The organism is Lentilactobacillus hilgardii (genome assembly GCF_009832765.1).
Lineage (GTDB): Bacteria > Bacillota > Bacilli > Lactobacillales > Lactobacillaceae > Lentilactobacillus > Lentilactobacillus hilgardii.
In genome coordinates, this window is record NZ_CP047121.1 from 71,218 (window position 1) to 97,384 (window position 26,167).

The following is a 26,167-nucleotide window of genomic DNA, read 5'->3' on the forward strand; positions in this document are numbered from 1 at the left end:
CAGTGTAATGGTAATTTTTGATCGTCACCGTCGACTCAGATCCACTGCATCAATCCGTGACCTGGTCCGTGAGAATCACTTGATAAAAGATGATTTGATTATGCCCGTGTTCGTAGATGCAACGATTAAAGATAAAGAAGAAATTGCATCAATGCCCGGTATTTATCGCTTTAGCTTAGCCGCCGTACTTGATGAAATTAAAGAAATTGTTGATTTGGGGATCCAATCAGTCATTATTTTTGGAATTCCGGATCATAAAGACGATGTTGGTTCCGGCGCCTGGGAAGAAAATGGGGTCGTTCAGCAGGCCATTCGAAAAATTAAGGCGGCCTATCCTGATTTAATTGTGATTGCGGATACGTGCTTATGCGAATACACATCAACCGGACATTGTGGTATTGTCAAAGATCATCGGGTATTAAATGATGAGTCATTGGTTTATAACACCAAGACAGCCGTTAGTCAGGTCAAGGCCGGTGCCGATATGGTAGCACCTTCCAACGCAATGGATGGTTTCGTTGCTGCAATTCGGGAAGGATTGGATAAAGCAGGTTTTCAGAACACGCCGATTATGTCTTATTCTGTGAAATATGCTTCCAGTTTTTACGGCCCATTTAGGGATGCTGCTGATGGTGCACCACAATTCGGTGATCGTAAAGGGTATCAGATGGATCCGGCAAACCGCTTGGAAGCATTGCGTGAAGTTGCCAGTGATGAAAAAGAGGGCGCTGATTTCGTCATGGTCAAACCCGCCATGGCATTTTTGGATATTATGCGGGATGTGAGGAATCATACGAATTTACCTTTGGTTGCTTATAATGTTTCGGGTGAGTACGCTACGATCAAGGCCGCTTCGCAAAATGGCTGGATAGATGAGGACCAGATTGTGAAGGAAACGTTGGTCGGTATGAAACGGGCAGGTGCGGATTTGATTATAACGTACTTTGCCAAAGACGCCGCACAGCGAATTAACAAACAAAGGTGGTAAATAATTGTGTTAAGCTTTGAAAAGTCCAAACAAGCTTTTAAAGAATCAAGTCAATACATGCCGGGTGGTGTTAATAGTCCGGTGCGGGCATTTAAAAACGTGGGTGGTAATCCCCTGTTTATTTCAAAAGGAGCAGGATCACATATTTTTGATATCGATGGTAACGAGTTTATCGATTACGTCCTTTCATGGGGACCGTTAATTTTGGGACATGCTGATTCCAAAGTAGTGACAGATTTGCAAGCAGCTGTCGCTCGGGGAACCAGTTACGGTGCACCAACTGTTTTGGAAACCGAATTAGCAAAAAAAATTCAGGCTATTGTTCCTTCGCTGGAAATGATGAGAATGGTATCGTCGGGTACCGAAGCAACAATGAGCGCGATTCGACTGGCTCGCGGTTATACCCATCGAGATAAAATCGTAAAATTTGTTGGAAATTATCATGGCCATAGTGATTCGCTTCTGGTAGATGCCGGATCAGGCGTGGCAACGTTTAATGATATTCACGAAGCACCCGGAGTTCCCGAAGATTTAGCTTACGATACACTGACCGTACCGTATAATGATATTGAGGGTATTAAAGATCTTTTTGCTGCACACGGAGACGAAATTGCCTGTGTCATTGTTGAACCTATCGCTGGGAATATGGGTGTTATCCCAGGGACGGCCGACTTCTTGAAAACGTTGAGGAATTTAACAACCCAGGCAGGATCGCTTTTAATTTTCGATGAAGTGATGTCCGGGTTTCGAGCTGCCTTTCATGGCGCTCAGAGTATTTATGAGATTACACCGGATTTAACGACCCTTGGAAAAGTGGTTGGCGGCGGTCTTCCGGTTGGTGTCTTTGGCGGTCGTAAAGAGATTATGAAATTCATCACGCCTGACGGCCCGGTTTATCATGCCGGGACATTATCCGGAAATCCATTAGCCATGACGGGTGGTATTAGTACGCTGGATCAGTTGGATGATGCGCTTTATACCCAAATGGTTACCCGTACGGATCAATTAACGACAGGGATCAAAGATGCAGCCGCCGCACACAATGTACCAATCACGGTTCATCATGTTGGTACGATGTGGAGCTATTTCTTTAATCCGGGACCGGTCAATAATTTTGAAGACGTTCAAAAAAGTGATGTCGACTACTTTGCAAAATTTTTCAAAGGATTGCTGCAAGAGGGAATTTATACGGCGCCCTCTCAGTTTGAAACCAACTTTATGTCAAGTAAGCATACAGAAGAAGACATTGACCAAACTATTGCGGCATTTAACGCCGTGTTTGATAAAATCGAAGTGGGTTAGGTATTGTACTGTTAAAACGGATATGGTGGCGGTAATAATCGCTATCGTGTCCTTTTTTAAAATTAAGAAAAGATGTGATTGCTGTGAATTTTTTGATTACATATCCTCAAAAAAGAATGAGCGAAAGTTTAAAGGAAAAGTTGGCTGATGTGTCAGATCCGCTATATTGTCCGTTACGTTTATTGCAACCTGTGACGCTCACCGTTACCGAAATACACACTATTCAAGAAGCGGATTATTTCGTTATTACCAGCCAATTTGCTTTGTCCATTTACTTGAAAAAGCTAATCACATTTAATCGGTCTGCAGGCCTTATTGTGTTAAGTAAAAAGATGGCACAAAGAGTTCGAGCGATTGGAAAGCAAGCCGTCATAGTTGCCCCGGAAGAAAATCAAAGAAGCCTAGTGCCGATATTAAAGTCTTTAACCGGTTATATCATTGTTTTAAGTGGCAATTTAACCTTATCAGGGAATAGTCTTCCAAAAACTGTTGAAACAGTGCGGATCTATGAAAATAAGTGGGATTTCGCCATGCAGGAAACTGTTGCGAAAAAGCTGGCCAATAAGCGAATTAATAGAGTTTTGGTAACAAGTCCTTCCGGTTATCAGCGGCTAAAGGAAGTTGAAAAGCTGCAGCCGACCAGCTTTATACAACCGACTTATTATGTATTGGGAGAACAAACAGCGGGTATTATTTATAAGGATCATAAACGAGTGGTAAAACCGGATAGACATATTGATGTGTTAAAGCAGATGATTGATAAAATGTGCCAAGATGAAAGAAAAAATAACTAGAAAATATCAAAAAAGCCTGGGCATAAAATTGCCACAGACTCAAGATCTTTCTTATTTGGCTCTCGTTAAACTAACTGTTAACACATTATTTTTAGTCGTATTGTAACTTGCCAATATACCGTTAACGACATCGGATGCCGGTCCATGGGTCGAAGTTGAACGGTGATACGTATTAATCCAAGTTCCCAATGCATCAAGTCCAAACTCGAATCCTTCGAAGACCTGCATGTAGGTTGAAGATTGAGGAGCGGGTGTGATAATCGTGATCTTTTCAACCCGTTGTTCTTTAATTTCCATAGTAAGATTGATTTCATCCGTATCAAAGAAAATTATTTCCCCATCACCGGACGTGGTTGGCAATTTATAATTTTCAAGCCGCATGTTTTCATTATAAACACGTGAAACGTATTCGTAAGTTCCGAGGTCGGTTGTTCCTAATTCCTGTGCCATTATAAAGGCCCCCTTTTGGTGATTATTATAAGGGAGCTAAGACAAATTAAGGGATAAATCGACTTCTATTCAAACTCTTCATAGACATTTGGATCTTGTCCGTCAACTCGACCGTCCTGCTTATTCAGACCATTGATTTCCTTGACTTCTGCAGGTGTTAATTCGAAATCAAAGATAGCCAAATTAGCGCGTTGATGGTTTAAATTTGTTGATTTTGGAATTGGCACAATTCCCCGCTGAACGTGCCATCTTAAAATGATTTGGCCAACATTTTTATTGTATTTTTGAGCTAATTTTTGAATGATTGGTTCCTTTAGAGCGGCACTGCCACGACCTAACGGACTCCATGCCTCAGTGAGAATGCCGCGTTTTTTATCTTCTGCAAGCATTCTTTCCTGAACCCAGTAAGGATGAATTTCAATTTGATTAACCGCCGGTGTGACACCTGTTTCCTTGATAACACGATCAAGATGTTCCGGCTCAAAGTTTGAAACGCCGATTGAGCGAATCAAGCCCCGCTTTTTTGCATCGATCATTGCTTGGAAGGCTTCAACGTAATGATCACGTTTAGGTAGTGGCCAATGAATCACATACAGATCAAGATAGCCAACGCCTAAGCGATAAATTGATTCCTGGATTGCCTTGGTGGCCTCATCATATTCATGGTACTTGCCCGGAAGTTTTGATGTGACAATGAATTGCGAACGGGGAATACCGGATTCACGGATCGCTTCACCGACAACGCCTTCGTTATCGTAATTAGTAGCTGTATCCAAAGCACGGTAGCCGTCTTTAATTGCGGTAAGAATCTGTTGGACGCCTTCACCGCCACGGATTTGGTACGTTCCCAATCCAAGTGCCGGAAGCTTGTAGCCATCGTTTAATGTAATATCTGGAATTTTAGCCATAAATGATTTTCCTCCTAATAAGTTAATGTGTGTTTTTTGGATGATTATTCGAATTTGGATCGTTGTGGTCTTCTGATGACTGATCGTCTTTTGATGGATCGGCTATTTTTCTAACAGTCAAATACCAGCCAACCTGCATCGATTGGTTTGGATTAATGTATTCAGCGCTCAAGTGATAGTATTTGGCATATGGGCTTTGATCTTCTAATAAGCGTTTAACGGTTAGCGCATCTGAGCGACTATCGAAACGTAATTCGCTATTAGTGCTGTAATTACTATGCTTATCGGGTTCGTTATAAGCCTTGTTAAAAAAGTCCAGGAACTGTTCGGATTTATTCACAATTGATCACGTCCCCCCTCTATATCTACCATTGTACTCAACAATTCAAGTGAATGCGATGGATAGGTCATGATTCTTGAAAACAATCTTGGAAATTTTCACTTCCCGGCTAAAATAAAATTGTAATCGTTTTTGCTTAAGCATAGAATTCAAGTATGCAATAGAATTCATAAAAGCGTGTTGAAGCAGTACCACATATACTATACGAAAGGGGCGTTTGATAATGGTTAAAAAGGGGTTGCTATTGGTAAACTTGGGATCACCGGTTTCGCCCTTGAATAAGGACGTTAAAGCCTATTTACAGGAATTTTTAAGTGACCAGCACGTTGTTGAATTGCCGAAATGGTTTTGGCAGCCTTTATTAAGGGGGATTATTTTACCAACCAGGACTTGGCGTTCAGCTACCTTTTATCAGCACATGTGGCGAAAAGGCGGGTCGCCGTTAGTGATTTATACAAAGATAATGTGTGAGAAAATTCAAAAAGAGCTTACTGATTGGGATGTTCAGTATGCGATGACGTATGGAAAACCGGATATTGGTCAGCAGTTACATAAAATGAAAGAAGCCGGTGATGACCAGATCGTCGTCCTGCCGTTGTTCCCCCAATATACAAAAAGTACGCATGGTGGCATTATTCAACAAGTGGCCGATTCTGGGATTAAGGCAACAATTATCAAGAGCTTTTATCAATATCCGCAATATCAAAAGCTATTGGCCCATCAAATCGATCAATCCTATCAGCAAAAAAATTACGATGCAGTGATTTTCAGCTATCATGGCATTCCTACAGCCATGGTTAAACATGGAGATCCCTATTTAAAAGAGTGTCGTGAAACAACGGCGGCAGTTACAAAATTTTTACAGTTACCTCATGAAAAAATCAGGATGACTTTTCAGTCCAAATTCGGACCAATGCCGTGGCTAAAACCATACCTCAAAAATACGTTGATGCAACTAGCGGCGATGGGAAAGCGAAACGTTTTGATTGTGACACCGTCATTTGTTGAAGACTGTTTGGAAACAATCGAAGAAAACAATGTTCAGAACTATCAAACCTTTCGGGCAAGCGGCGGTCGGGTATTTGATGCGGTGCCACCCATGAATGCCAGCGATGCATTTTGTAGCTTCCTTGCAGAAATCAGTAAGAATCAGTTAGTGCAGGATGGGGGTGGCTATGATGAACGAGCAAAAGAAAAAGAGTCTTGATGAAATTAATGAAAGTGTCGATGTCCCTAGTGTTTATGAAACATCTTTTGTGCAAAAGTTTTTGGCGTATAGTGGTCCCGGCGCGTTGGTTGCGGTTGGTTATATGGATCCCGGTAATTGGCTGACCTCATTGTCAGGAGGCAGCCAGTATCGATACAAACTGCTGTCTGTCCTATTGTTATCAATTTTAGTGGCGATGTTTATGCAAACGCTGGCCATAAAACTTGGTGTCGTAGCTCGGCAGGATTTGGCACAGGCTATTGCGGTAAAAGTACCGAAGCTTGTCAGATACGTTCTATGGATTATTAACGAAATTGCCATGATGGCCACTGATATGACCGGAGTCGTCGGAACTTCAATTGCGTTACGGCTTCTTTTCGGCCTGCCATTAGTTTATGGTATTTTATTGACTATTTTGGACGTTTTAATGGTCTTGTTATTCTTAAGGTTTGGTATTCGACGGATCGAATTTATTGTGCTGACAGCTATTATGATTGTCGGCGTTATTTTTGGTATTGATGTTTTTCGGGCGCATCCGGCGTTTGCTGGCATTTTAAATGGTCTGATTCCAAGTCCACAAATTTTAACAACTCACCGTGAACTGATCTTAAGTCTTGGTATTATTGGGGCAACGATCATGCCCCATAATGTTTATCTGCATTCGTCACTGGCTCAGAGTCGCCGTTACGATCACAATAACCCTAAACAGGTTAATGAAGCATTACGGTTTGCAAAATGGGATTCCAATGTTCATTTGGTAGCCGCCTTTTTAATTAATGCTCTGTTATTAATACTGGGAGGGACGTTATTCTTTAATAAAGGTAATCAGTTGACTGCTTTTCGCGATGTTTATGAGGGGTTAAAAAATTCAGCTATTGTCGGTTCACTGGCCAGTCCACTGATGAGTACCTTGTTTGCGTTTGCACTTTTAATTACCGGAATGATTTCTTCGATTACCAGTACGTTATCAGGCCAAATTGTTATGGAAGGCTATTTAAACATTCGCTTGCCGCTGTGGGAAAGACGGTTAATTACCCGATTTGTGACATTAATTCCGATTTTGGTGATTGGTTTTATTGTAGGGTTCAGTGAACAAACTTTTGAGGCAATGATTGTATTTGCCCAAATTGCATTATCGATTGCACTGCCATTCACGCTTTATCCAATGGTGGCATTAACGAGCAATCGAAACCTTATGGGAAGCCATCGTAATCCGGCATGGATAACAATATCAGGATATGTATTAACAACGATCATCACGGTTCTAAACGTTGAGTTTATGTTCAGTATCTAACAGGTTTACTTTGTAATTGGAAACTGAGAGAATTGAAATAAGTGACTGGGGGGATTGTTTTTTGAAAGTGTTAGGAATTCTGGGTGCCCATCGAAAGGATGGTATGACCGAGAAAATGTTGGCGACTGTATTGGCTGGTGTTGAGGCCCCGAACCAAACAGACATTATTTACTTAGAAGATTACCCGTTTAAACCGGATCGAAAGGACCAGCAGGATCCGGTATTAAATGAGTTGGAACAAAAAATGCTCAATAGTGATGTCTGGGTTTTGGCGGCACCGACTTATTGGGGTGGCCTGGCAGGAAAAATGAAAGATTTCTTTGATTGTATGAGAGAACGACTGGTTCGAATTGATCATTTAGGCGGGACGCATCCTGACCGATTTAAGGACAAACATTATTTAAGCATAACGGATTGTTACACCGGCGCATTCGAAAATTGGGTAACAGGTGTGACCGATCAAAGTTTTCGGACAATTGACAAGGTCATGTCGGCGGCCGGTGTCATTAAATTACATGAACTGGTGCTGACAAACACGTATGGCATGTCAGAACTGCCTGAAAGTAAAAAACAGACATGTCTCGAATGGGGAAAACGTCTGAATTCTGTTAGAAAAAGAGATGATAGCACTGTGAAAAGATACATTGAATTATTCTTTATGATTGCATTTATGGCATTTGTCACGATGGGGATCCAGTTTGGGTTTCATTTAGTTCCACGTCATGGCTTTTGGATAAGTTATCTGTCATTTGTGTTGATTTTCTATGTTTTGTTAGGATCAATTCTGCATTTCTTCACGGTCGTTAAGCATCGGCGCCGATAACAATAAGTTAACTGTATGAACGGTTACATTCAGCTTGAGAACTGTTAGGGGGCAGACGATGCTTTCCAAAATAACAGATTCTCAGGCTATTTATTTATCGCTTGGAAACTGGGCATAGGATAAGGTATGATTCTCATAACGGGATGTTACTGGATTTAACAACTAGGAGGGGTTCTTTTGAAAAATGTTTATTTTGATCATGACGGTAATGTTGACGACCTTGTTTCACTATTGCTATTGCTTCAGATGCCGGATGTTCATCTGACCGGTGTTGGTGTAATCGATGCAGATGGTTATATCGAACCGGCTGTTGACGCTTCTAGAAAAATAATTTCCAAATTTGGCCGTCATTCAAACGTTCGGGTGGCGGCTTCGAATTCTCGAGCGGTACACCAATTTCCAAAAGAGTGGCGGTTGAGTTCATTTTCATTTGATGCGTTTCCGATTTTAAATGAACACGGTTCTGATAAGGCACCGATTGCCGATAAGCCTGCACATCTGGACATGATCGATAAGATTCAGCGGGAAGATGAAAAAACAACTTTAGTTATGACTGGACCGTTAACGGACTTGGCTCGGGCTTTGGAAGTTGATCCAACAATTGTTGATAAGATTGAGCGACTTTATTGGATGGGCGGTACAATGAGAACCCAAGGAAATGTTTTGGAGCCTAAGCACGACGGCAGCGCAGAATGGAACGCTTACTGGGACCCTTATGCTGTCAAAACAGTCTGGGATTCAAGGATTAAGATGCAGATGGTAGGTCTCGAGAGTACCAATCAGGTGCCACTGAATGCCGATGTGCAGCAACACTGGGCTAATTTGCGTCGATATCCGATGATGGACTTGATTGGTCAAGGATATGCACTGGTTTCGTCTTATGAAGCTAATTCAACTTATTATCTATGGGATGTTTTGACAGCCGTTGCCAGTCAATATCCTGAAATTGTCCAGACTAAAGATGTTAAGGGCGACGTAATTGTTAATGGACCAAGTGCGGGTAAAACGTATGAAAGCCAAAACGGCCGACCGATTAATTTAGTAACCGAGGTTAAAGCCAAAAAGTTTTTTGATAAGATTGATGCCTTGTTAACACGGGAAGCGTGATGTTAATGAACTATTTACAAGTATCAAAAGTCATTACCTTACCGTGTGGTGTAACGATTAAAAATAGATTTGTAAAAACGGCTTTAAGCGAGACAATGGCAACGGATGACCATCAGCCTAATCACCTATTTAATCGTCTATATCGTCAATGGGCTATTGGTGGTGCCGGTATCGTTATCACAGGAAATGTTATGGTCGACCGGCATGCATTAGCAGAACCGGGAAATATCGTGGTAGATAGTGACCGGGTATTACCCAAATTGCGTCAATGGGCGGCAGATGGAACGATCAATGATACACAATTATGGATGCAGCTAAATCATCCAGGACGGCAATCTCCTAAGATGTTTTCAAGCCGGCCGGTTGCTCCAAGTGCCATTCCCATTACCGGAAAGAACCGGCGTGCGTTTGAGTCGCCGCGGGCGTTAACAGCAAATGAGATAAAAGAACTGGTTCAAAAATTTGTTAAAAGTGCTGTTATTGCACAAAAAGCGGGTTTTACCGGTGTTCAACTTCACGGTGCATTTGGGTACCTGATTAATCAGTTTTTATCGTCAAAGATGAATCATCGAACGGATGATTATGGTGGTTCAATTGAAAATAGAATGCGATTTTTGACCGACATCTATCAAGGGATCCGTAAGGCCTGTGGTCCAAAGTTTCCTATCAGTCTCAAGCTGAGTTTAACGGATATTGATGTGACCGGTTTTACTCAAAGGCAATTCGAAATGGTCATTAAGAAGATGGCAGCTTTGGGAATTGATATGATTGAAATTGCCGGTGATGACTATGAAAATTCTCAAATTGGGTTTTCCGGTCAGGCCCACTTTATTAATCAGTTGGTAAATGTGCCGATCGCATTAAGTGGTGGCTTTCGGCACATCTCGGCAATGGAGGAAGCATTGGGGAGACAAGATGCCTCATTAATTGGTGTATGTACGCCGATGGCCTTTATGACGGATATGCCAAATCAAATCCTTAGGTCAAGGTATCAGCCATTTGTGCTGCCGCTGTCAACGGGAAGTAATCGGCTGGATGATAAATTAAAGTCCATAATTGTGACCAGTTATTGTGAAGAGCAAATTAGACGCATTGCTGAAGGAAAGCAACCGAAACTTTATCGAAATGCTTGGTTATCAATGTTGGCTGGTATTCAATTACACGGAATAAAAGGATTGAAGCCAAGACGCGCACAATAAACGACTATCAATGACTTTGAAGATCGCGAAAAATAGACTGCATACGAATTTCAATATCGTTTAATTCCTTTGCATAATCTTTTAAGTTATTAGCATGTTCTTTAACTTTTTTAGGATCGGCATCTGTTTTATAGCTGAGTTGGTGCTCCAAACTTGCCCACATATCCATACCGATCGTTCGAAACTGAATTTCAACCGGTACGTCAAAGACACCTTTGGATTGGAAAACCGGTACAGAAACAACAAGATGCAAACTCCGGTAGCCGCTTTCCTTTGGGTTTTCAATATAATCTTTGCGTTTTAAAACCGTTACATCAGACTGTTCGGACAGTGCTTCTTCAACGGTGTAGATGTCGTCAATGTAATTGGTAACAACTCGAATACCGGCAATGTCGCGAATGTGGTCGCGAACGTTTTCGATTGTGAGCGTGTACCCTTTGCGTTTTAATTTTTCAAATAAACTCCCTGTTGATTTCATGCGTTCTTCCATGTGATGAATGGGATTATGATCGTAGTTCATTGAATATTCGTCGTCAAGGTTTTCCAGTTTAGTACCAATCTCATTTGCCCCGGAATGGCAAAGCTGATAGATGTTGACCAACTTTTTTAAGTCAGGAATCTGGTCTTCGAATTTGGTTTGTTTGAGCTGAGCTTCAATTTGTTTAACATCCATAAAATTTCGTCGTTCAAGAATCATTTGTAGACCACCTCATTCATTTATAGTTAGTATTTATTTATTAGTTAAACAGTTGATATGACAGAAGCGAGGCTGGACAAAAGTAAATTTTGTCCAGCCTCGCTCTTTTGTCATTATGGATTTATAAATTTAGAACTGTTTAAATAATTGGTCGATTTGTTTGAACTCATCATCGCTTATTGTAATGTCCATGGCTTGAGCGTTGCTGTGAACCTGATCAGCTACTCTGGCACCGGGGATGACGACACTGATATTCTGATTCTTAATATACCAAGCCAATATCGTTTGTGCAACCGTTGCTTGGTGGGCAACCGCAATTGCCTTTACCTTTTCCAATGCAGCCATGATTGCTGTATATTGCCTGCTTGAGAATCGACTGAATTTGCTGTTATCGGCCGGTGTATATTTACCAGTTAGTAGACCGGATGACAACGGGAAGTAAGGAACAAACGAAATTTGATGTTCCTTTAGATATGGGAATTCTTCCCTTTCAGCTTCGCGATGAACGAGGCTGTAGTTATCTTCGACGATATCTACTTGATTGTCGGCATTAGCTTCTTTAATTTGATCTAATGAAAAATTTGAAACACCAATTGCTTTAATCTTACCGGCTTTTTTCTCTTCAACCAATGCTTGAACAGCCTCAGCCTTGGGTGTCTTGTCATCCGGAAAATGAATATAGAAAATATCAATATAGTCTGTTTGCAGACGCTGCAATGCATCATCAACCGACTTCTTTAAGAACTTTGGATCATTGTTGGGTTTTAAATCATTATTCGGATCTTGAGCAGCTTTGGTTGCGATCACGAATTTTGAACGATCGTAATCTTGGGTAACGTTGCCGATAATCTCTTCTGATTTGCCGAGTCCGTACATGTAAGCCGTGTCCAATAAGGAAATACCATCTTCCAAAGCGGCTTTAACGACTTCAACACCATCTTCGTCCTTTAAACCGTCAAATAAATTATGACCGCCGACTTTGTTGGTACCTAAGCCAAGGGGCGTTGTGGTAACTGTACTTTTACCGATTTTAATTCTTTGAGCCATTTTGGTTCCTCCTAATTTATCTGAAGAATTAAAAATAAAGAGACCACATTTGAAAATGCCAGTCTCTTTAGATTGTAAGCCAAATTGATATTAATAGCCAAAATTATTAATAGTTTCTGCTAATTATGATCATTCGAAACGGAATTTATTCATCGTAAGGCCCCTTGCCCAAATAAGCATTAATCATCCAAATGTTTTTATCAATCGCTTCTTTAAACCCATTTAACATATCTTGAGTTGGAAAGTCTTTTTCAATGTCAGTTATTTCGATTCCCTTTTGATACTGATCACGCAGGTACTTAAACTGATCTGATAGTCGTTGCATAAAGTCACGCATCGTTAATTGATCCCAAGTGACTTTCTCGTCAGGAAGGCCGGTGTGTTCAATAAATTCATGGGTGGTTGAATAGGGTGATCCGTTAATTGCAATTAATCTTTCAGCGATATTGTCCAATTGGTCAGCTAACTGATCATTATAATCGTCCATTAAAGGATGTAACCTGAAGAAATTTTCGCCACGCATATACCAATGGGTTTGCTGAATATTGGTTTGTAACTGACTTAAATCAGCTACCAATTGATTGAGTTGTTCACGGGTCTTTGGAAAATCGTAATTGCTTGCCATAGATAAAAACCTCCTATAAAAGTAAGTCAATAATAAATCCGTTTACATACCTAGTTTATCTATTATTGGAAGTGTTATGCAAGTGAAGTGATTACCAATTTTAAATCGCTTCTGATCAATGCCGCTAGTGTCGGTTTATAGCGTTAGAATTAATCAGTAATGTGTTCAGAGTCATTGCTGGTTTCTGCCGGTTGTTTAGTTGGTTCATTCAAAGTTGAATGCTTTGAAGTTTCCAACATTCGAACATAGACCAATAGGCTGACAAAAGCTGCCGCCGAGACGTAGTAAAAGAACCAATTTTCATGGCCGATATTTTTTAACCAGAGGGCAACGTATTCAACGGTTCCACCAAAAATTGCGACTGTTAATCCATAAGGGAAGCCAACGCCCAACGCACGGATTTCAGTCGGAAAAAGTTCTGCTTTAACAACGGCGTTAATTGAGGTATAGCCGCTTACGATTAATAACCCGGCCATCATGAGCAGAAAAGCACTGAATTCATTGTCAAAGTATTGAAGCCCCAGAAAGATTGGAACTGTGAGCAGGGTTCCACCAATCCCAAACCAGTAAAGTAATGGTTTGCGGCCTATTTTGTCTGAAATATGACCAAATAATGGTTGCAGCCCCATAAAAATCAGTAGTGCCAAAAAGTTGATCAGGGTAACAGATTTCGTTGGTAGCCCTAACGTGTTGATCATGTATTTTTGCATGTAGGTTGTATAAGTGTAAAAGGCAATTGTGCCGCCAAAGGTAAGTCCCATTACGGTTAAAACCTGGCCGGGATACTTTGCCAATTTACGAAGCGTACCACGGGTGGTATTTGTTTTTTCAGCACGTTTGAATTGGTTTGTCTCATCCATTGATAATCGAAGATAAAGCACAATCAAGGCACCAACAGCACCAAGTCCAAATGGTATTCGCCAACCAAAGCTTCGGAGTTGAGAATCCGTTAGAATGGCTTGAAGACCGATTTGAATAATCAAGGCCAGTAATTGCCCACTAATCAGCGTGACATATTGAAATGAAGCATAGTAGCCGCGTTGATTGGACGTTGCCATTTCGGAAAGGTAAGTTGCCGAAATACCGTATTCACCGCCAAGTGACAACCCTTGAACCATACGAATCACGATTAATAATAACGGAGAGAAAATGCCAATGGTGGCATAGGTTGGGATCAATGCAATCAGTAACGAACCACCGGCCATGATACTGACGGATAAGGTCAAAGCGGCTCTTCTACCGCGTTGATCGGCGTATTTTCCCATAATAAAGCTTCCAAATGGTCGCATTAAAAAACCAACCGCAAAGACGGCCGCGGTGCTTAGGAGCTCGACAGTCTGATTACCATCAGGAAAGAATGAACCAGCGAAATAAATTGCAAATGATGCATAGATATACCAATCGAACCATTCGACCATATTACCAAGTGACCCTTTTATAATATTGCTTGTGATTCGCCTTTGGCTTAATTCCTGCATAAAAAATCAACTCCCTTAATGGTAATGTAACGTCATGATAGCGTTGTCAATGATTTCAATGCTATATCATAATCAATAAATTTGAATTAAAAATCGTTATTAGCATAAAGTTTGTGAAAATCTCATTGTTCTCATATTATAATTTAATGAAATCTTGTGTGCAAATATTATTGTTATTTATTTTGACCACAAGTTAAAAAACCGCCAATCAGGCAACGTGTCTGATTGGCGGTCATATCGTATTTAAATAGGTATTAAAGGGGATTAAGTTAATTCACAATTGTTTTCAGTGTCGTCAGTGAATCAATTTCAAAGGTGGGTTCAGCAGGTGTTGAATTATGAAGATGTGCCGGATTGAACCACACAGAATCCAGTCCGTAAGTATTTGCTCCGAGAATATCGGAGGTCAATGAGTCACCAATAACAAGTGTATTTTGCTTGCTGAAATGGTCAATTTTTTGAGAAACAAAATCAAAAAATGCCTGTTTGGGTTTTTGAAAACCAATCCGTTCAGAGATAAACATCTGACGAAAATATTTGGCAATCCCGGCTTCCTGAACACGGCGTTCCTGAGTTTTGGCAATTCCATTGGTGACAATATACAGGTCGTGGTGCTGACTAAGATCTGTCAGTAACTGAGTTGCACCGGGAATTTGATCATGCCCCTCGGCTAGGAAACTTCGGTATTGCTTTTCGATTGATGCACCGTCGATATCTTCACCAAAATGTCGAAAAAGCAGTGTAAAACGGCTGTTTAATAACTGATTTCTAGTTACGTTACCCTTTTCGTAACGTTGCCAAAGAGTCGCGTTTAATTGACGGTAATAATCAGCAATCTCTGATGTTAACGGTCTGTTCAGGTGCATGAACAGTTTTTCTAAAGCCCGTTTTTCAGATGCCTGAAAATCCAAAATGGTATCGTCTATATCAAATAATAGTGTTGAGTAGGGCAAAACGATCACTCCAAACTTTCGCTTACAATTGAATCAACGACTTTTTCTATGGCGGAAATGAGTGGGCTGTCAGGCTTGATTCCTGTTTCACTAAACCGGGTTTCCCACCATTGTTTACGGATATTTTGAATAACGGGCACAATTTTTTGCCCAGTATCCGTCAAGTTTAAAATAATTGATTTACCAACACCAGCTGTTTTTGTAAGATAACCTAAATTCTGCATTTTTTTTATTTCGCGAGCTGCAAGCCCTTTATCAATGACTAAAGATTTTGCGACTTGATTTTGGTTAATGTACTGGTTGTCTTTAATTGTTAGTAGAATACAAGCCGCCGTCGGATTCAACTGATGTTTTTTAAATAATTCACCGGTATCTTTATAATACTGTCGATGGAGTATTGAAATGTCTTGTGCAAGGTAACCGATATCTTTCAATGTTTTTATCCTTTCAAACAAAATGATCTATTCAAAGTGAAACTTTAGCATTTTTAAGTTGACAATTCAACGTAAGGGCATTAACCTTTGAAAGTAAGTTGAATTGTCAACATAGAAAAATGAAGAGGTGTCAAGCTATGGCTACTAAAAAACGTGGTTCTCAAGCTTTAATTCAATCAATGATCAATCAAGGAATCAAGTATGTTTTTGGTATTCCTGGTGCAAAAGTCGACCAGTTATTTGAAGATTTACAATATAGTGATGATCCAAATGCACCAAAGTTAGTGGTTGCCCGGCACGAACAGAATGCTGCATTCATCGCGGCAGGTATTGGCCGTCTTACTGGTAAACCGGGAGTTGTCGCAACAACCTCCGGCCCCGGTGTTTCCAACTTAACGACTGCTTTAATGACGGCTACTGCTGAGGGGGATCCGGTTATTGGGCTTGGTGGTCAAGTGCCCCGGGATGATCTTTCCAGATTGACACATCAAAGCATTCCCAGTAAAGAACTGATGAGTTTTGCAGCAAAAAGCAGCGTTGAGGTTCAGGATGCTAATAATTTATCTGAGGCATTCATGAATGCTTATACAGCTGCTGTTTCTCCAAAAGCGGGCGCTGCTTTTATTTCTTTACCTGCAGATGTTTTAAGCGATGATGTTGATCGGCCGGTCATTAAGACTTTAACAACGCCGCAAGCCAGTCAGGCATCTGAAAAAACACTGGATAAAATTGTCACGTTGCTAAAAGCTGCAAAGTTACCGGTTATTTTAGCTGGCATGAGAGCCTCTTCCGAAGAAGTAACAACGGCCTTGCATCAATTATTGGCAAAGGTCTCACTGCCAGTGGTTGAAACCTATCAGGGAGCCGGGATTATTTCCCATGAATTTGAAAAGGATTTCTTCGGTCGGGTTGGTTTGTTTAGAAATCAAATTGGCGATACATTATTAAAGCAGAGCGATCTGGTTTTGGCGATTGGCTATGACCCTGTGGAATATGAGGCCAGAAACTGGAATATTGAGCATAATGATGCCGTTATTAATTTAGACAGTGTGGCACCGGAATTAAGCAATGATTATCAACCCGACATGGTCATTGAAGCAGATATTGCAGAAACGATTATGGCTTTAACAAATAAGATTCCTGATGATTATCGACTCTCAGATCAATCAATTGCACATTTAAACACGTTAAAGGAAGAATTCGAAGATGAGAAGTTGGTTGAAACGGAAGCAAAACCCGGCACGGTCCATCCACTTTCGATTATTAATGAATTGCAACAACGAGTTGATGATGCAACAACGGTTACGGTTGATGTTGGCAGTCACTATATTTGGATGGCGCGCCATTTTAGGAGTTATCGCCCACGTCATTTACTATTTAGTAACGGTATGCAAACGCTGGGTGTTTCACTTCCCTGGGCAATTGCCGCAAAACTTGTTCGTCCAAACGAAAAAGTGGTTTCCGTTTCTGGTGATGGTGGTTTTCTTTTTTCCGGTCAGGAACTTGAAACTGCGGTTCGGTTAAATCTGAATATTGTACAATTAATCTGGAACGACGGTTATTATGATATGGTCAAGTTTCAAGAAGAGGCCAAGTATGGTCGATATGCAGGGGTTGAGTTTGGACCGGTAGATTATGTGAAATATGCAGAAAGTTTTGGCGCTACCGGATTGCGGGTTTCCGATCCAACTGAGTTGGGAAAGACGCTTGATCAGGCGTTTTCAACAGAGGGACCGGTAATTGTTGACATTCCAGTGGATTATAGTGATAACATTAAGTTGAAGTCTGCGTTATTAAAAGATAGTTTAAACTAGGAATAAGGAAGTTATAATATGGCGAAACATACAACTTTATACCAGCATGGAACGCTGGCGTTACTGGTTCCCGGCCTTTTAAAAGGAACAATGACGATGGGGGAACTTTTAAAACACGGTGATACTGGAATTGGTACAGGTGAGGGACTCGATGGTGAGTTGATTATTTTGGATGGCAAACCTTATCAAATAGATGCCAGTGGGAAAGTTAATGTCGTTTCCAACTCATTTACGATGCCTTTTGCAAACATTCACTACGCACGTTATTCACCATTGGCCGAGTTGGAAAATGTTTCCCAAGATGATCTCAATGAACAAATTGTTTCTCTGAGTAAAGCGGAAAATACTTTCTTTTCGGTTAAAATTACCGGTACTTTTTCAAATATTAAAACCAGAGCTGTCAGAAAGTCGGAACCACCATTTCACACACTTGCTCAAACGGCCAGTCATCAAAGTATCTTTACAAGGGATCAAGTTGATGGAACCTTAATCAGCTATTATTCTCCCGAACTGTTTGATGGTGCAGCGGTGGCCGGCTTTCATCATCATTTTCTGTCCGACGACCATCAATTTGGCGGTCACGTTTTGGATTTCCAATTGGATAAAGGTGATGTTTCCTATCAGCTGTTTGACACGTTTGAACAACACCTGCCTGTTAATGATAAGGAATACATGCAGCACGATTTTTCGTCCGACGATATTGTTGGTAGTATTCATACAGCTGAGTAGAATCGGCTATGATCATCAATCTGACTACTTGATTATTAAAAGGAGTCACTCGATTAATGATTACTAAAATACACTAAAAATTATACTAATATTACTAAAAAATAGTTTTTGCCTTAAACGTTGAGGTGAAAGCTTTTTTTCTATATCAAATAAAATATTTGTCAGATAATAATATCTTATGGTTGATTTATCCGTATAAATGTTATAATATACCAACATGTAAACGCTACAAGTTTATTAAATGCATAAGAGAGAAGCAATGATCAAATTTGTAAGCGTTGTTATAATAAGCTCTGCTTCAGAAAGCCTATTATAAAAATAGTTAACAATTTATTTGATTTGTTATGTAACCCCTTTCAACATTTGAGATGGGTTGAGATTGCTAATTAAGGAATTTATATGTTAAGGAGAATGAGAATGGAAAATGCTGCTGCTACAGAAAAGAAGATCTCAAGCAAGTTCATCTATTTCTTTGGTTCGTTTGGTGGAATCTTGTTTGGCTACGATATTGGTGTGATGACGGGGGCGTTACCATTCCTACAGATCGATTGGGGGCTTCAAAATGAAGCCGGGATCGTTGGATGGATCACTTCTTCGGTTATGCTTGGTGCTATTTTTGGTGGTGCAATCGCCGGTCAGTTGTCGGATAAGCTTGGTCGTCGAAAGATGATTTTGCTTTCAGCTATTGTTTTCACGATTGGTTCATTACTTTCCGGTATTTCTCCAAATCATCAAGGTGAGTATTATTTAATTGCCGTTCGGGTATTTCTCGGATTGGCCGTTGGAGCTGCTTCGGCACTGGTACCGGCTTATATGTCGGAAATGGCACCTGCCAAGGCACGAGGAAGCTTGTCCGGCCTTAATCAGACGATGATTGTGAGTGGTATGCTTCTATCTTATGTGATCGACTTCCTGCTAAAGGATTTGCCTGAGAATTGGGCATGGCGATTAATGCTAGGGCTCGCTGCAGTACCGGCCATTATTTTATTTTTTGGTGTTTATAAGTTGCCAGAATCACCACGTTTCCTTGTTAAATCAGGACGTGAGGCGGACGCACGGCGTGTTTTAAGCTATATTAGAACAAATAATGATGAAATTGATGATGAATTAAATCAAATTAAGCAAACTGCAAATGAAGAAAAAACGGCTGCAAAATCAACTTCATGGGCAACTGTTTTCAGTGGTAAGTATCGTTACTTGGCGATTGCCGGTATTGGAGTTGCTGCCTTCCAGCAATTCCAAGGTGCTAACGCAATCTTCTACTACATTCCATTAATTGTTGAAAAAGCAACCGGTAAAGCTGCCAGTTCTGCACTGATGTGGCCAATTATTCAAGGTGCTATCCTGGTTATCGGCTCATTGGTTTACATTGCAATTGCTGAAAAGTTCAACAGAAGAACCTTGCTTGTTCTTGGTGGATCTGTAATGGGACTTTCATTCCTGTTGCCAACAATCATTAACTTGTTAATGCCTAATGCAAGCCCAATGATGATTGTTGTCTTCCTGAGTATCTACGTTGCCGCTTACTCATTCACATGGGCACCGTTAACCTGGGTACTTGTTGGTGAAGTTTTCCCATTAGCAATTCGTGGTCGCGCTTCAGGGGCAGCATCATCTGCTAACTGGATTGGTTCCTTTGCAGTTGGTTTACTGTTCCCAATCATGACGGCACATATGCCACAGGATGCCGTATTCGCGATCTTCGGTGTCATTTGTCTCTTGGGTGTCTGGTTCATTCTTCGGGCCGTTCCTGAAACTAAGGGCCGCACACTTGAAGAGATTGAAGAACAAGGTACGCGTAAGTAAACGATCATTTTGAAAAAGTTTTCATTTTAATAATTGCAAGAACGAGGCCGTTTCTGACATTTTCAATGCCCTCGTTAAGATTAAAAAACAAAAATAAAGTTAATTGGATGCAAATGAACGCGTTTGCTTCCAGTTAACTTTATTTTTTTCTTTGGGAGAACATAAAAACCGAGAATAAATAAAAGATACCAATGATAATTGCCAGGGTACTGATAATGATTGAAATCACTAAGTCATAGAATGGTTGGATCAGGAAATAAACGCCTAGTCCATTAGAAAGTAGGCCGATAAGTGCCAGGACAATGATTAGAAAATAATATAAAATTTGATGACTAAAATAACTGACTCTTTTAAGCAGACCCCAAAGAATAAAGCCAACAACAGTTATTCCTATCAATAAAAAGGAACGGTGATCATTCCAAATAGTCACAAGAATACCCCCTGGTTCTGATTATTTGAGCAGGTCTTTAATAACGGCTTCGCCAACAGCGGTTGCGGAATTTGGATTTTGACCAGTGATTAAATTTCCGTCGATAACGACATTTGACTTGAAAGGATCACCCTTTATAAAATTTGCGCCAGCTTTCTTCAGCTCGTCTTCCGGTAAAAACTTTACCTCGCTGGTTAACCCGTTTAAGGCTTCTTCGTCATTAGAAAAGCTGGTTAACTTTTTGCCGGCTGTAAAGCGTTTGCCGTCTTTTGTACGCATTGCAAGAAGTGCGGTAGTGCCCACACAGTTTGCTGATACAATGCCATTATTTGCGATGATTTGCTGTGCAATTTTAGCAAGATTCTTATTTTCAGGGAAGTCCCACATGGCACCGTGGCCGCCTGCAAAATAAATAACTTGATAATCTTCGGCAGTGACTTCTTTCGGGCTTAATGAGGTTGCCAAGTAGTGATTTCGAAAATGATTATCCAGATAAAAATCCCAATCAATATTGTCCATACTATCACCTGAAAGGCATAACGGATCAAGGGGGATATAACCACCCGTCGGGCTTGCATAGTCGATGTCGATTTCGTTATCCTGCATCACCTTATGAAAATGGGTTGCTTCGCGTAACCAAAGGCCTGTCGCTCGATTCACATTATTAAATTTAGGTACATTTGTTGCTACAATTAAAGCTTTTGTCATAAATTATGATTACCTCACTTTGGAATGGTAATAATGAATTTGAACATATCACATATGTATTTTAGACCTTCTGAGTAATAGAGCAAGGATAGTTTGTCTACAACCAAATTACGAAAGGGCATTGGCGATTCTTGTGAAGATATGTTACTATCAACACAGCTTATCGTGATTGATTATAGAAAGTTAACTAATAATCAATCACGGTGAGCCAATATTATACTATCCAGGTGCGTGTATAAGTATGATCTTGATTGGAGGATAACATGGCAGATACAATTTTAGATGTTGAGGGACTTACAAAGAACTTTGGATCCAAAAAAGTCTTAAAAAATGTCTCTTTTTCTGTTGAAAAAGGACATATTGTTGGCTTGGTTGGACCTAACGGTGCCGGAAAGTCAACGATTATGAAGGCAATTTTGGGGCTGTTTAATTATCCAAGCGGTAAAATTACGCTTGATGGCCAACCGGTTTCACAAACAAGTCATCAAGCTTTGGAAAAAGTTGGTGCGCTAATTGAATATCCGGGTATTTATCCATTTTTAAGCGGGCTGCAACATCTTGAACTTTTTTCAAATGACGGTGTTTCTAAACAACAGATTATGGACGTTGTTGATAAGATGAAAATGGGGTCGTACATAAAGAGAAAAGCTAAAACGTATTCTCTTGGAATGAAGCAAAAGTTGGGAATCGCATTGGCTTTGGTGAATCATCCTGCCTTAATTATTTTGGATGAACCAATGAACGGCCTTGATCCGCAAGCGAACAAAGATCTACGAACGATTATTTTGGATTTAGCCAAACAAGGAACGACGTTCTTAATTTCCAGTCATATTCTAAGCGAATTGGAAAAATTAATTGATGATTTAATCGTCATTGATAAGGGACAAATCGTTTATCGTGGTGATATGGCGACTTTGGAAAGCGGCAGCACGAGATCAATGGTTCTTCAGACCTCTGATGATGCTAAAGCCAAGGATATCCTATCTCAAAACGGATACAAGTTAATCGATTCTGATCATGTTAGTGTTGTTGAGGATGAAACGACCAAAATGGCCGATATTATTAAATTATTGTCAACTAATAATATCGAAATCGAGGATGTTAAACACGTTCATAGTGATCTTGAGACTTCACTGCTTGATTTATTGAAGAATGACAAAGTGAAGGAGGGCTAATCTGATATGGTAACGTTAGTTAGACAAGAAATATTTAAATTGGTGCACAAAAAAAGTACGTGGGCAACATCAATTATCCTGCTGGTGATAATGACTATCTTTGCTGTGATTAGTCGGAATCATCCAAACACAATTGACCCCAAGACAATATTTGTCAGTTTATTTACTGGTTTTGACTGGATTGTATTATTTATGATTGCTGCTGCCAGTTCAATTATTTCGATGGAGTTTCAATATGGAACAATTAAAGAATTGCTTTATCGAAAGTACTATCGGGGAGAAATTCTTGTTAGCAAATGGCTTGCAATGGTTCTTTACTCAATCTACTTTATTGCATTGGCATTTGTTTATTCGTTGATTTTAAAATTAATTCTTTTTAACGGAACATTTCAGCTCAGCGAAACATATGGCAATAAGCATAGTATCTTAGTTACGGCCCTTTACACGTCTTTATCAGGATTTGTGGCATTGTGGTTGGTTTTAAGTCTGGTTTTGCTGTTGGCAAATCTGTTTAAGAGTTCTGCCGCAGCTATTTCAGTTGGTATTATTGGCTACTTTGCAATTAATGTGGTTTCTTCAATGTTAATCATAGCTATTAAGAAGTGGACTTGGTTAAAGTGGAATCCGTTAAACATGATGAATTATCCTAATCAGGTCATTAGCCCAAGCCTAAAACACATGACGCTTTTATCAACAAATGAATTACTCATTGGCAGTCTGGTTTATATGGTCATCTTTTTGGGAATAAGCTACTCTGTCTTTAAGCGTCGAAACGTTTAGTCAAAGGAATTGGCCGATAAAAATTAATAATTGATTGAGCACTTAAACCGTCAGACATGTCCTTGGGATGTGTCTGACGGTTTTATTATGAAATTGTTGGCAATTTTATGGCACAACATGTAGTGCGTTGGCAATGCATAACACATATATATTGTGTTTTAAAGTCTTTTTTTCAAATAATTTTCAGCTATACTAAACAATGTTAACTATATTTTCGAGTTTACCCAAAGGAAGGGATTCTATGGATTACATTAAGACTGAAGCAACAAATCAAAACGATACTAAACTTCGCAGTCTAACTGTGATCAAGGCTGACGGGGAAAAGTGTTCTTTTTACCCGTATAAAATTAATTTGGTCATTGAGGCACTTACCGATGAGACGGATGTGCAGGAGAAATTAAAACAGCAAATTTTTGAACGACTTTCATCCTTCGAAGAAGAACTGACGTCAAAGGATATCAGAGATAGTTTTAAAGCAGTTCTTTCAGAAATGGACCGTGGTGATTTGGTTGCCAGTTATGACCAATATCGCTTAAAAGATGAAGCCAAGTGGCAGGCAGCGATTAATCCTTCAACCAAGCTTAACCAGTTATTTGATAAAAGTGACACTGTTGTTCACGAAAACGCAAACAAGGACAGTAATGTGTTCAGCACCAGGCGAGACTTGACTGCCGGAATGGTCGGTAAATCTCTTGGTCTCACGCTGATGCCTGAAACTGTTGGTAAGGCGCATTTGCGAGGGGATATCCATTATCACGATCTGGATTACTCACCGATGACTGAAATGACTAATTGTTGTTTGATTGATTTTAAGGGCATGCTGAACAATGGATTTAAAATCGGAAATGCCGATGTCGAGCCACCTAAGTCGATTCAGACAGCAACCGCGCAAATGTCTCAAATTATTGCGAACGTTGCTTCCAGTCAATATGGTGGCTGCTCAGCAGACAGGACAGATGAGCTGCTGGCACCATTTGCTAGATTGAATTTTGAAAAACATCTGGCAGATGCCAAACACTGGATTGCCCCTGATAAGCAGGAAGCTTTTGCAAAAGAAAAGACTAAAAAAGATATTTATGATGCTATGCAGGCACTGGAATATGAAATTAATACATTATTCTCATCGAATGGTCAGACGCCGTTCACAACGGTTGGATTTGGTCTTGGGAGATCATGGATTGAGCGCGAAATTCAAAGTGCTATTTTGAGAGTCCGGATTAAAGGGCTGGGAAAGCAGCATCGGACAGCTATTTTTCCGAAATTGATTTATACCCTAAAAAGAGGATTGAATCTCAAACCCGATGATCCCAATTATGATATAAAGCAACTCGCCATTGAATGTGCCACCAAGCGGATGTATCCGGATATCTTGATGTATGACAAGATTATTGAATTAACAGGTAGTTTTAAAGCGCCGATGGGCTGTCGAAGCTTTTTGCAGGGATGGCATGATGAGAACGGAAAAGAAGTTAACAGTGGCCGAATGAATTTAGGCGTTGTCACAATCAATTTACCAAGAATTGCGATTGAATCCCATGGGGATAAAGCTGTTTTCTGGGAAATCCTGCAAGACCGATTGGAGATTGCTAAAAAGGCTCTTCTTAATAAAGTTGATCGTTGTAAGCAGGCAAAGCCCAAAAATGCGCCCATTTTGTATCAGTACGGTGCCTTTGGTAAACGGTTAAAAGATACGGATTCCGTGGATGAGTTATTCACGCATCGGCGGGCTACGGTGTCATTGGGCTACATTGGATTATACGAAGTCGGAACTGAATTTTATGGACCGGATTGGGAACATAATCAAACAGCCCACAAGTTTACCGTATCGATTGTAAAATGCCTACATGATTATTGTGCAAAGTGGGAAGATCAATACGACTATCATTTCAGCGTCTATTCAACACCGGCTGAATCATTGACAGATACCTTCTGTGAGCTGGACACTAAAAAATTTGGGAAGATCAATGACATTACATCTAAAGAGTACTACACAAATAGTTTTCATTATGATGTACGAAAGAATCCAACACCGTTTGAAAAGTTGGCTTTTGAAGAGGCTTATCCAAAATACGCGGCCGGTGGTTTTATCCATTACTGTGAATACCCTAATTTGAAACAGAATCCGGCTGCTTTGGAGGCCGTTTGGGATTGGGCATACGATCATGTTGGCTACCTTGGAACCAATACGTCAATTGACCACTGCTATAAATGTGGATTTGATGGTGATTTTAAACCAACCGCCAAGGGATTTGAATGTCCGGAATGCGGAAATCGTGATCCCAAGACCTGTGATGTTGTTAAGAGAACCTGTGGCTACCTTGGTAATCCGCAAATTCGACCAATGGTACACGGGCGACACGAAGAAATTGCATCCCGAGTTAAAAATATGAGGTTAGGTGATATGAACGATGGCGGAAACTCGAAAAATTAGGTTACCAAATGACCCGAAGCCCAAGCAGTGGTTGGCAAAGGATCGCAGCCAGCAATACATCGCCAGTTACAAGCCCTTTAATATGGTGGATGGTGAAGGTGTTCGCTGCAGCCTGTATGTTTCCGGCTGTCTATTCAACTGTCCCGGTTGTTATAATAAAGTCGCCCAAAACTTTCACTATGGTCACCCGTATACTAAGGAATTGGAAAATCAAATCATTAAGGATATGTCTGAAAGTTATGTTCAGGGATTGACATTACTTGGTGGAGAACCCTTTTTAAATACTCAGGTCTGCATTAAGTTAGCAAAAAGGATTCGAGCAGAATTCGGGCATACAAAGGATATTTGGTCCTGGACAGGCTATAAATGGGATGAATTAATGAAGGAATCTGATGACAAGCTGGAATTGCTAAGCTATTTGGATATCTTGGTTGATGGGCGTTTCTTATTGGCTAAGAAAGACCTGACACTTCAATTTCGTGGCAGTTCAAATCAGCGAATCATCGATGTACCCAAATCATTAGCAGAAAAGAAAGTTGTGATTTGGGAAAAATTAGTTAAATAAAAGCAGCAATCGGTCAAAAACGCCATATGATAATCAACACTATTCGTTGATGCTCATATGGCGTTTTATTTTCTATGATAAAT

Annotated in this window: 26 protein-coding genes; 15 read left to right on the forward strand and 11 right to left on the reverse strand. The window is 40.3% G+C overall.

The annotated features are described in order from the left end of the window. Positions 1-7: 7 nt before the first annotated feature. The 3 genes from hemB (at position 8) to GQR93_RS00360 (ending at position 3,084) form a co-directional block, all read left to right on the forward strand. On the forward strand, positions 8-988 hold the full coding sequence (gene hemB / locus GQR93_RS00350; protein ID WP_003551130.1) for a porphobilinogen synthase: 981 nt from the start codon (positions 8-10) through the stop codon (positions 986-988). Positions 989-994: 6 nt separating this feature from the next. Then, positions 995-2,290 (forward strand): glutamate-1-semialdehyde 2,1-aminomutase, encoded by a 1,296-nt coding sequence (hemL, locus tag GQR93_RS00355; RefSeq protein WP_003551132.1) that lies wholly within the window; start codon positions 995-997, stop codon positions 2,288-2,290. A gap of 83 nt (positions 2,291-2,373) precedes the next feature. Then, positions 2,374-3,084 carry a uroporphyrinogen-III synthase gene (locus GQR93_RS00360; RefSeq protein WP_035444194.1) on the forward strand — a complete coding sequence of 237 codons (711 nt, stop codon included), beginning with the start codon at positions 2,374-2,376 and terminating at the stop codon, positions 3,082-3,084. 51 nt (positions 3,085-3,135) lie between these two features. Here the strand turns inward: GQR93_RS00360 and GQR93_RS00365 are convergent, their stop codons facing one another. From GQR93_RS00365 to GQR93_RS00375, 3 genes are all read right to left on the reverse strand, one after another. After that, positions 3,136-3,534, reverse strand: a complete 399-nt coding sequence (locus tag GQR93_RS00365; RefSeq protein ID WP_003551137.1) for a hypothetical protein — start codon at positions 3,532-3,534, stop codon at positions 3,136-3,138. Between the two features lie 65 nt (positions 3,535-3,599). Then, a complete protein-coding gene (locus tag GQR93_RS00370) occupies positions 3,600-4,442 on the reverse strand; it encodes an aldo/keto reductase (RefSeq protein ID WP_003551139.1) in 843 nt (280 codons plus the stop codon). A 22-nt stretch (positions 4,443-4,464) separates the two neighbouring features. Next, positions 4,465-4,782 carry a hypothetical protein gene (locus GQR93_RS00375; protein WP_003551141.1) on the reverse strand — a complete coding sequence of 106 codons (318 nt, stop codon included), beginning with the start codon at positions 4,780-4,782 and terminating at the stop codon, positions 4,465-4,467. A gap of 223 nt (positions 4,783-5,005) precedes the next feature. Between GQR93_RS00375 and hemH the strand changes: the two genes are divergently transcribed. The 5 genes from hemH (at position 5,006) to GQR93_RS00400 (ending at position 10,412) form a co-directional block, all read left to right on the forward strand. Beyond that, complete coding sequence (gene hemH / locus GQR93_RS00380) at positions 5,006-5,989, forward strand: ferrochelatase (protein ID WP_003551143.1); 984 nt, start codon at positions 5,006-5,008, stop codon at positions 5,987-5,989. After that, complete coding sequence (locus GQR93_RS00385; RefSeq protein ID WP_003551145.1) at positions 5,958-7,283, forward strand: Nramp family divalent metal transporter; 1,326 nt, start codon at positions 5,958-5,960, stop codon at positions 7,281-7,283. The genes hemH and GQR93_RS00385 overlap by 32 nt, the downstream gene beginning before the upstream one ends. Before the next feature lie 16 nt (positions 7,284-7,299). Further along, positions 7,300-8,106 carry a flavodoxin family protein gene (locus GQR93_RS00390; protein WP_003551147.1) on the forward strand — a complete coding sequence of 269 codons (807 nt, stop codon included), beginning with the start codon at positions 7,300-7,302 and terminating at the stop codon, positions 8,104-8,106. Positions 8,107-8,283: 177 nt separating this feature from the next. Then, positions 8,284-9,213 carry a nucleoside hydrolase gene (locus tag GQR93_RS00395; RefSeq protein ID WP_003551149.1) on the forward strand — a complete coding sequence of 310 codons (930 nt, stop codon included), beginning with the start codon at positions 8,284-8,286 and terminating at the stop codon, positions 9,211-9,213. Between the two features lie 5 nt (positions 9,214-9,218). Continuing rightward, positions 9,219-10,412, forward strand: a complete 1,194-nt coding sequence (locus GQR93_RS00400) for an oxidoreductase (protein WP_446197586.1) — start codon at positions 9,219-9,221, stop codon at positions 10,410-10,412. Positions 10,413-10,419: 7 nt separating this feature from the next. On the opposite strand, the gene GQR93_RS00405 is transcribed toward GQR93_RS00400, so the two are convergent. The 6 genes from GQR93_RS00405 to GQR93_RS00430 form a co-directional block, all read right to left on the reverse strand. Then, positions 10,420-11,109: a GTP pyrophosphokinase gene (locus GQR93_RS00405; protein ID WP_003551152.1), complete on the reverse strand. Its 690-nt coding sequence runs from the start codon at positions 11,107-11,109 to the stop codon at positions 10,420-10,422. Between the two features lie 129 nt (positions 11,110-11,238). After that, complete coding sequence (locus GQR93_RS00410; protein ID WP_003551154.1) at positions 11,239-12,156, reverse strand: aldo/keto reductase; 918 nt, start codon at positions 12,154-12,156, stop codon at positions 11,239-11,241. 145 nt (positions 12,157-12,301) lie between these two features. After that, complete coding sequence (locus GQR93_RS00415; RefSeq protein ID WP_003551156.1) at positions 12,302-12,781, reverse strand: Dps family protein; 480 nt, start codon at positions 12,779-12,781, stop codon at positions 12,302-12,304. Positions 12,782-12,930: 149 nt separating this feature from the next. Beyond that, positions 12,931-14,259, reverse strand: coding sequence for an MFS transporter (locus tag GQR93_RS00420; RefSeq protein WP_003551162.1), 1,329 nt, complete (start codon positions 14,257-14,259; stop codon positions 12,931-12,933). Positions 14,260-14,528: 269 nt separating this feature from the next. Continuing rightward, positions 14,529-15,221: a YjjG family noncanonical pyrimidine nucleotidase gene (locus tag GQR93_RS00425; protein ID WP_003551164.1), complete on the reverse strand. Its 693-nt coding sequence runs from the start codon at positions 15,219-15,221 to the stop codon at positions 14,529-14,531. After that, positions 15,218-15,667: a MarR family winged helix-turn-helix transcriptional regulator gene (locus GQR93_RS00430; protein WP_003551167.1), complete on the reverse strand. Its 450-nt coding sequence runs from the start codon at positions 15,665-15,667 to the stop codon at positions 15,218-15,220. The genes GQR93_RS00425 and GQR93_RS00430 overlap by 4 nt, the downstream gene beginning before the upstream one ends. A gap of 116 nt (positions 15,668-15,783) precedes the next feature. On the opposite strand from GQR93_RS00430, the gene alsS reads away from it, so the two are divergent. The 3 genes from alsS (at position 15,784) to GQR93_RS00445 (ending at position 19,995) form a co-directional block, all read left to right on the forward strand. Next, positions 15,784-17,460 carry an acetolactate synthase AlsS gene (alsS, locus tag GQR93_RS00435; RefSeq protein ID WP_187117498.1) on the forward strand — a complete coding sequence of 559 codons (1,677 nt, stop codon included), beginning with the start codon at positions 15,784-15,786 and terminating at the stop codon, positions 17,458-17,460. 18 nt (positions 17,461-17,478) lie between these two features. Further along, positions 17,479-18,189, forward strand: coding sequence for an acetolactate decarboxylase (gene budA, locus GQR93_RS00440; RefSeq protein ID WP_003551172.1), 711 nt, complete (start codon positions 17,479-17,481; stop codon positions 18,187-18,189). Positions 18,190-18,606: 417 nt separating this feature from the next. Then, complete coding sequence (locus GQR93_RS00445; protein ID WP_035444198.1) at positions 18,607-19,995, forward strand: sugar porter family MFS transporter; 1,389 nt, start codon at positions 18,607-18,609, stop codon at positions 19,993-19,995. 139 nt (positions 19,996-20,134) lie between these two features. Here the strand turns inward: GQR93_RS00445 and GQR93_RS00450 are convergent, their stop codons facing one another. Together GQR93_RS00450 and GQR93_RS00455 are read right to left on the reverse strand one after the other, a co-directional pair. Beyond that, complete coding sequence (locus GQR93_RS00450) at positions 20,135-20,425, reverse strand: hypothetical protein (RefSeq protein WP_003551177.1); 291 nt, start codon at positions 20,423-20,425, stop codon at positions 20,135-20,137. A gap of 21 nt (positions 20,426-20,446) precedes the next feature. Further along, on the reverse strand, positions 20,447-21,133 hold the full coding sequence (locus GQR93_RS00455) for a type 1 glutamine amidotransferase domain-containing protein (RefSeq protein ID WP_003551180.1): 687 nt from the start codon (positions 21,131-21,133) through the stop codon (positions 20,447-20,449). Positions 21,134-21,396: 263 nt separating this feature from the next. On the opposite strand from GQR93_RS00455, the gene GQR93_RS00460 reads away from it, so the two are divergent. The 4 genes from GQR93_RS00460 to nrdG all read left to right on the forward strand — a co-directional run bounded on the left by GQR93_RS00460 (position 21,397) and on the right by nrdG (position 26,084). After that, complete coding sequence (locus tag GQR93_RS00460; RefSeq protein WP_003551181.1) at positions 21,397-22,308, forward strand: ABC transporter ATP-binding protein; 912 nt, start codon at positions 21,397-21,399, stop codon at positions 22,306-22,308. A 6-nt stretch (positions 22,309-22,314) separates the two neighbouring features. Continuing rightward, the gene (locus GQR93_RS00465; protein WP_003551183.1) at positions 22,315-23,088 is read left to right on the forward strand and encodes an ABC transporter permease; all 774 of its coding nucleotides are present in this window, start codon (positions 22,315-22,317) and stop codon (positions 23,086-23,088) included. Between the two features lie 241 nt (positions 23,089-23,329). Then, on the forward strand, positions 23,330-25,519 hold the full coding sequence (gene nrdD / locus GQR93_RS00470) for an anaerobic ribonucleoside-triphosphate reductase (protein ID WP_003551185.1): 2,190 nt from the start codon (positions 23,330-23,332) through the stop codon (positions 25,517-25,519). Beyond that, the gene (gene nrdG / locus GQR93_RS00475; RefSeq protein ID WP_003551187.1) at positions 25,497-26,084 is read left to right on the forward strand and encodes an anaerobic ribonucleoside-triphosphate reductase activating protein; all 588 of its coding nucleotides are present in this window, start codon (positions 25,497-25,499) and stop codon (positions 26,082-26,084) included. The genes nrdD and nrdG overlap by 23 nt, the downstream gene beginning before the upstream one ends. Positions 26,085-26,167: the final 83 nt, after the last annotated feature.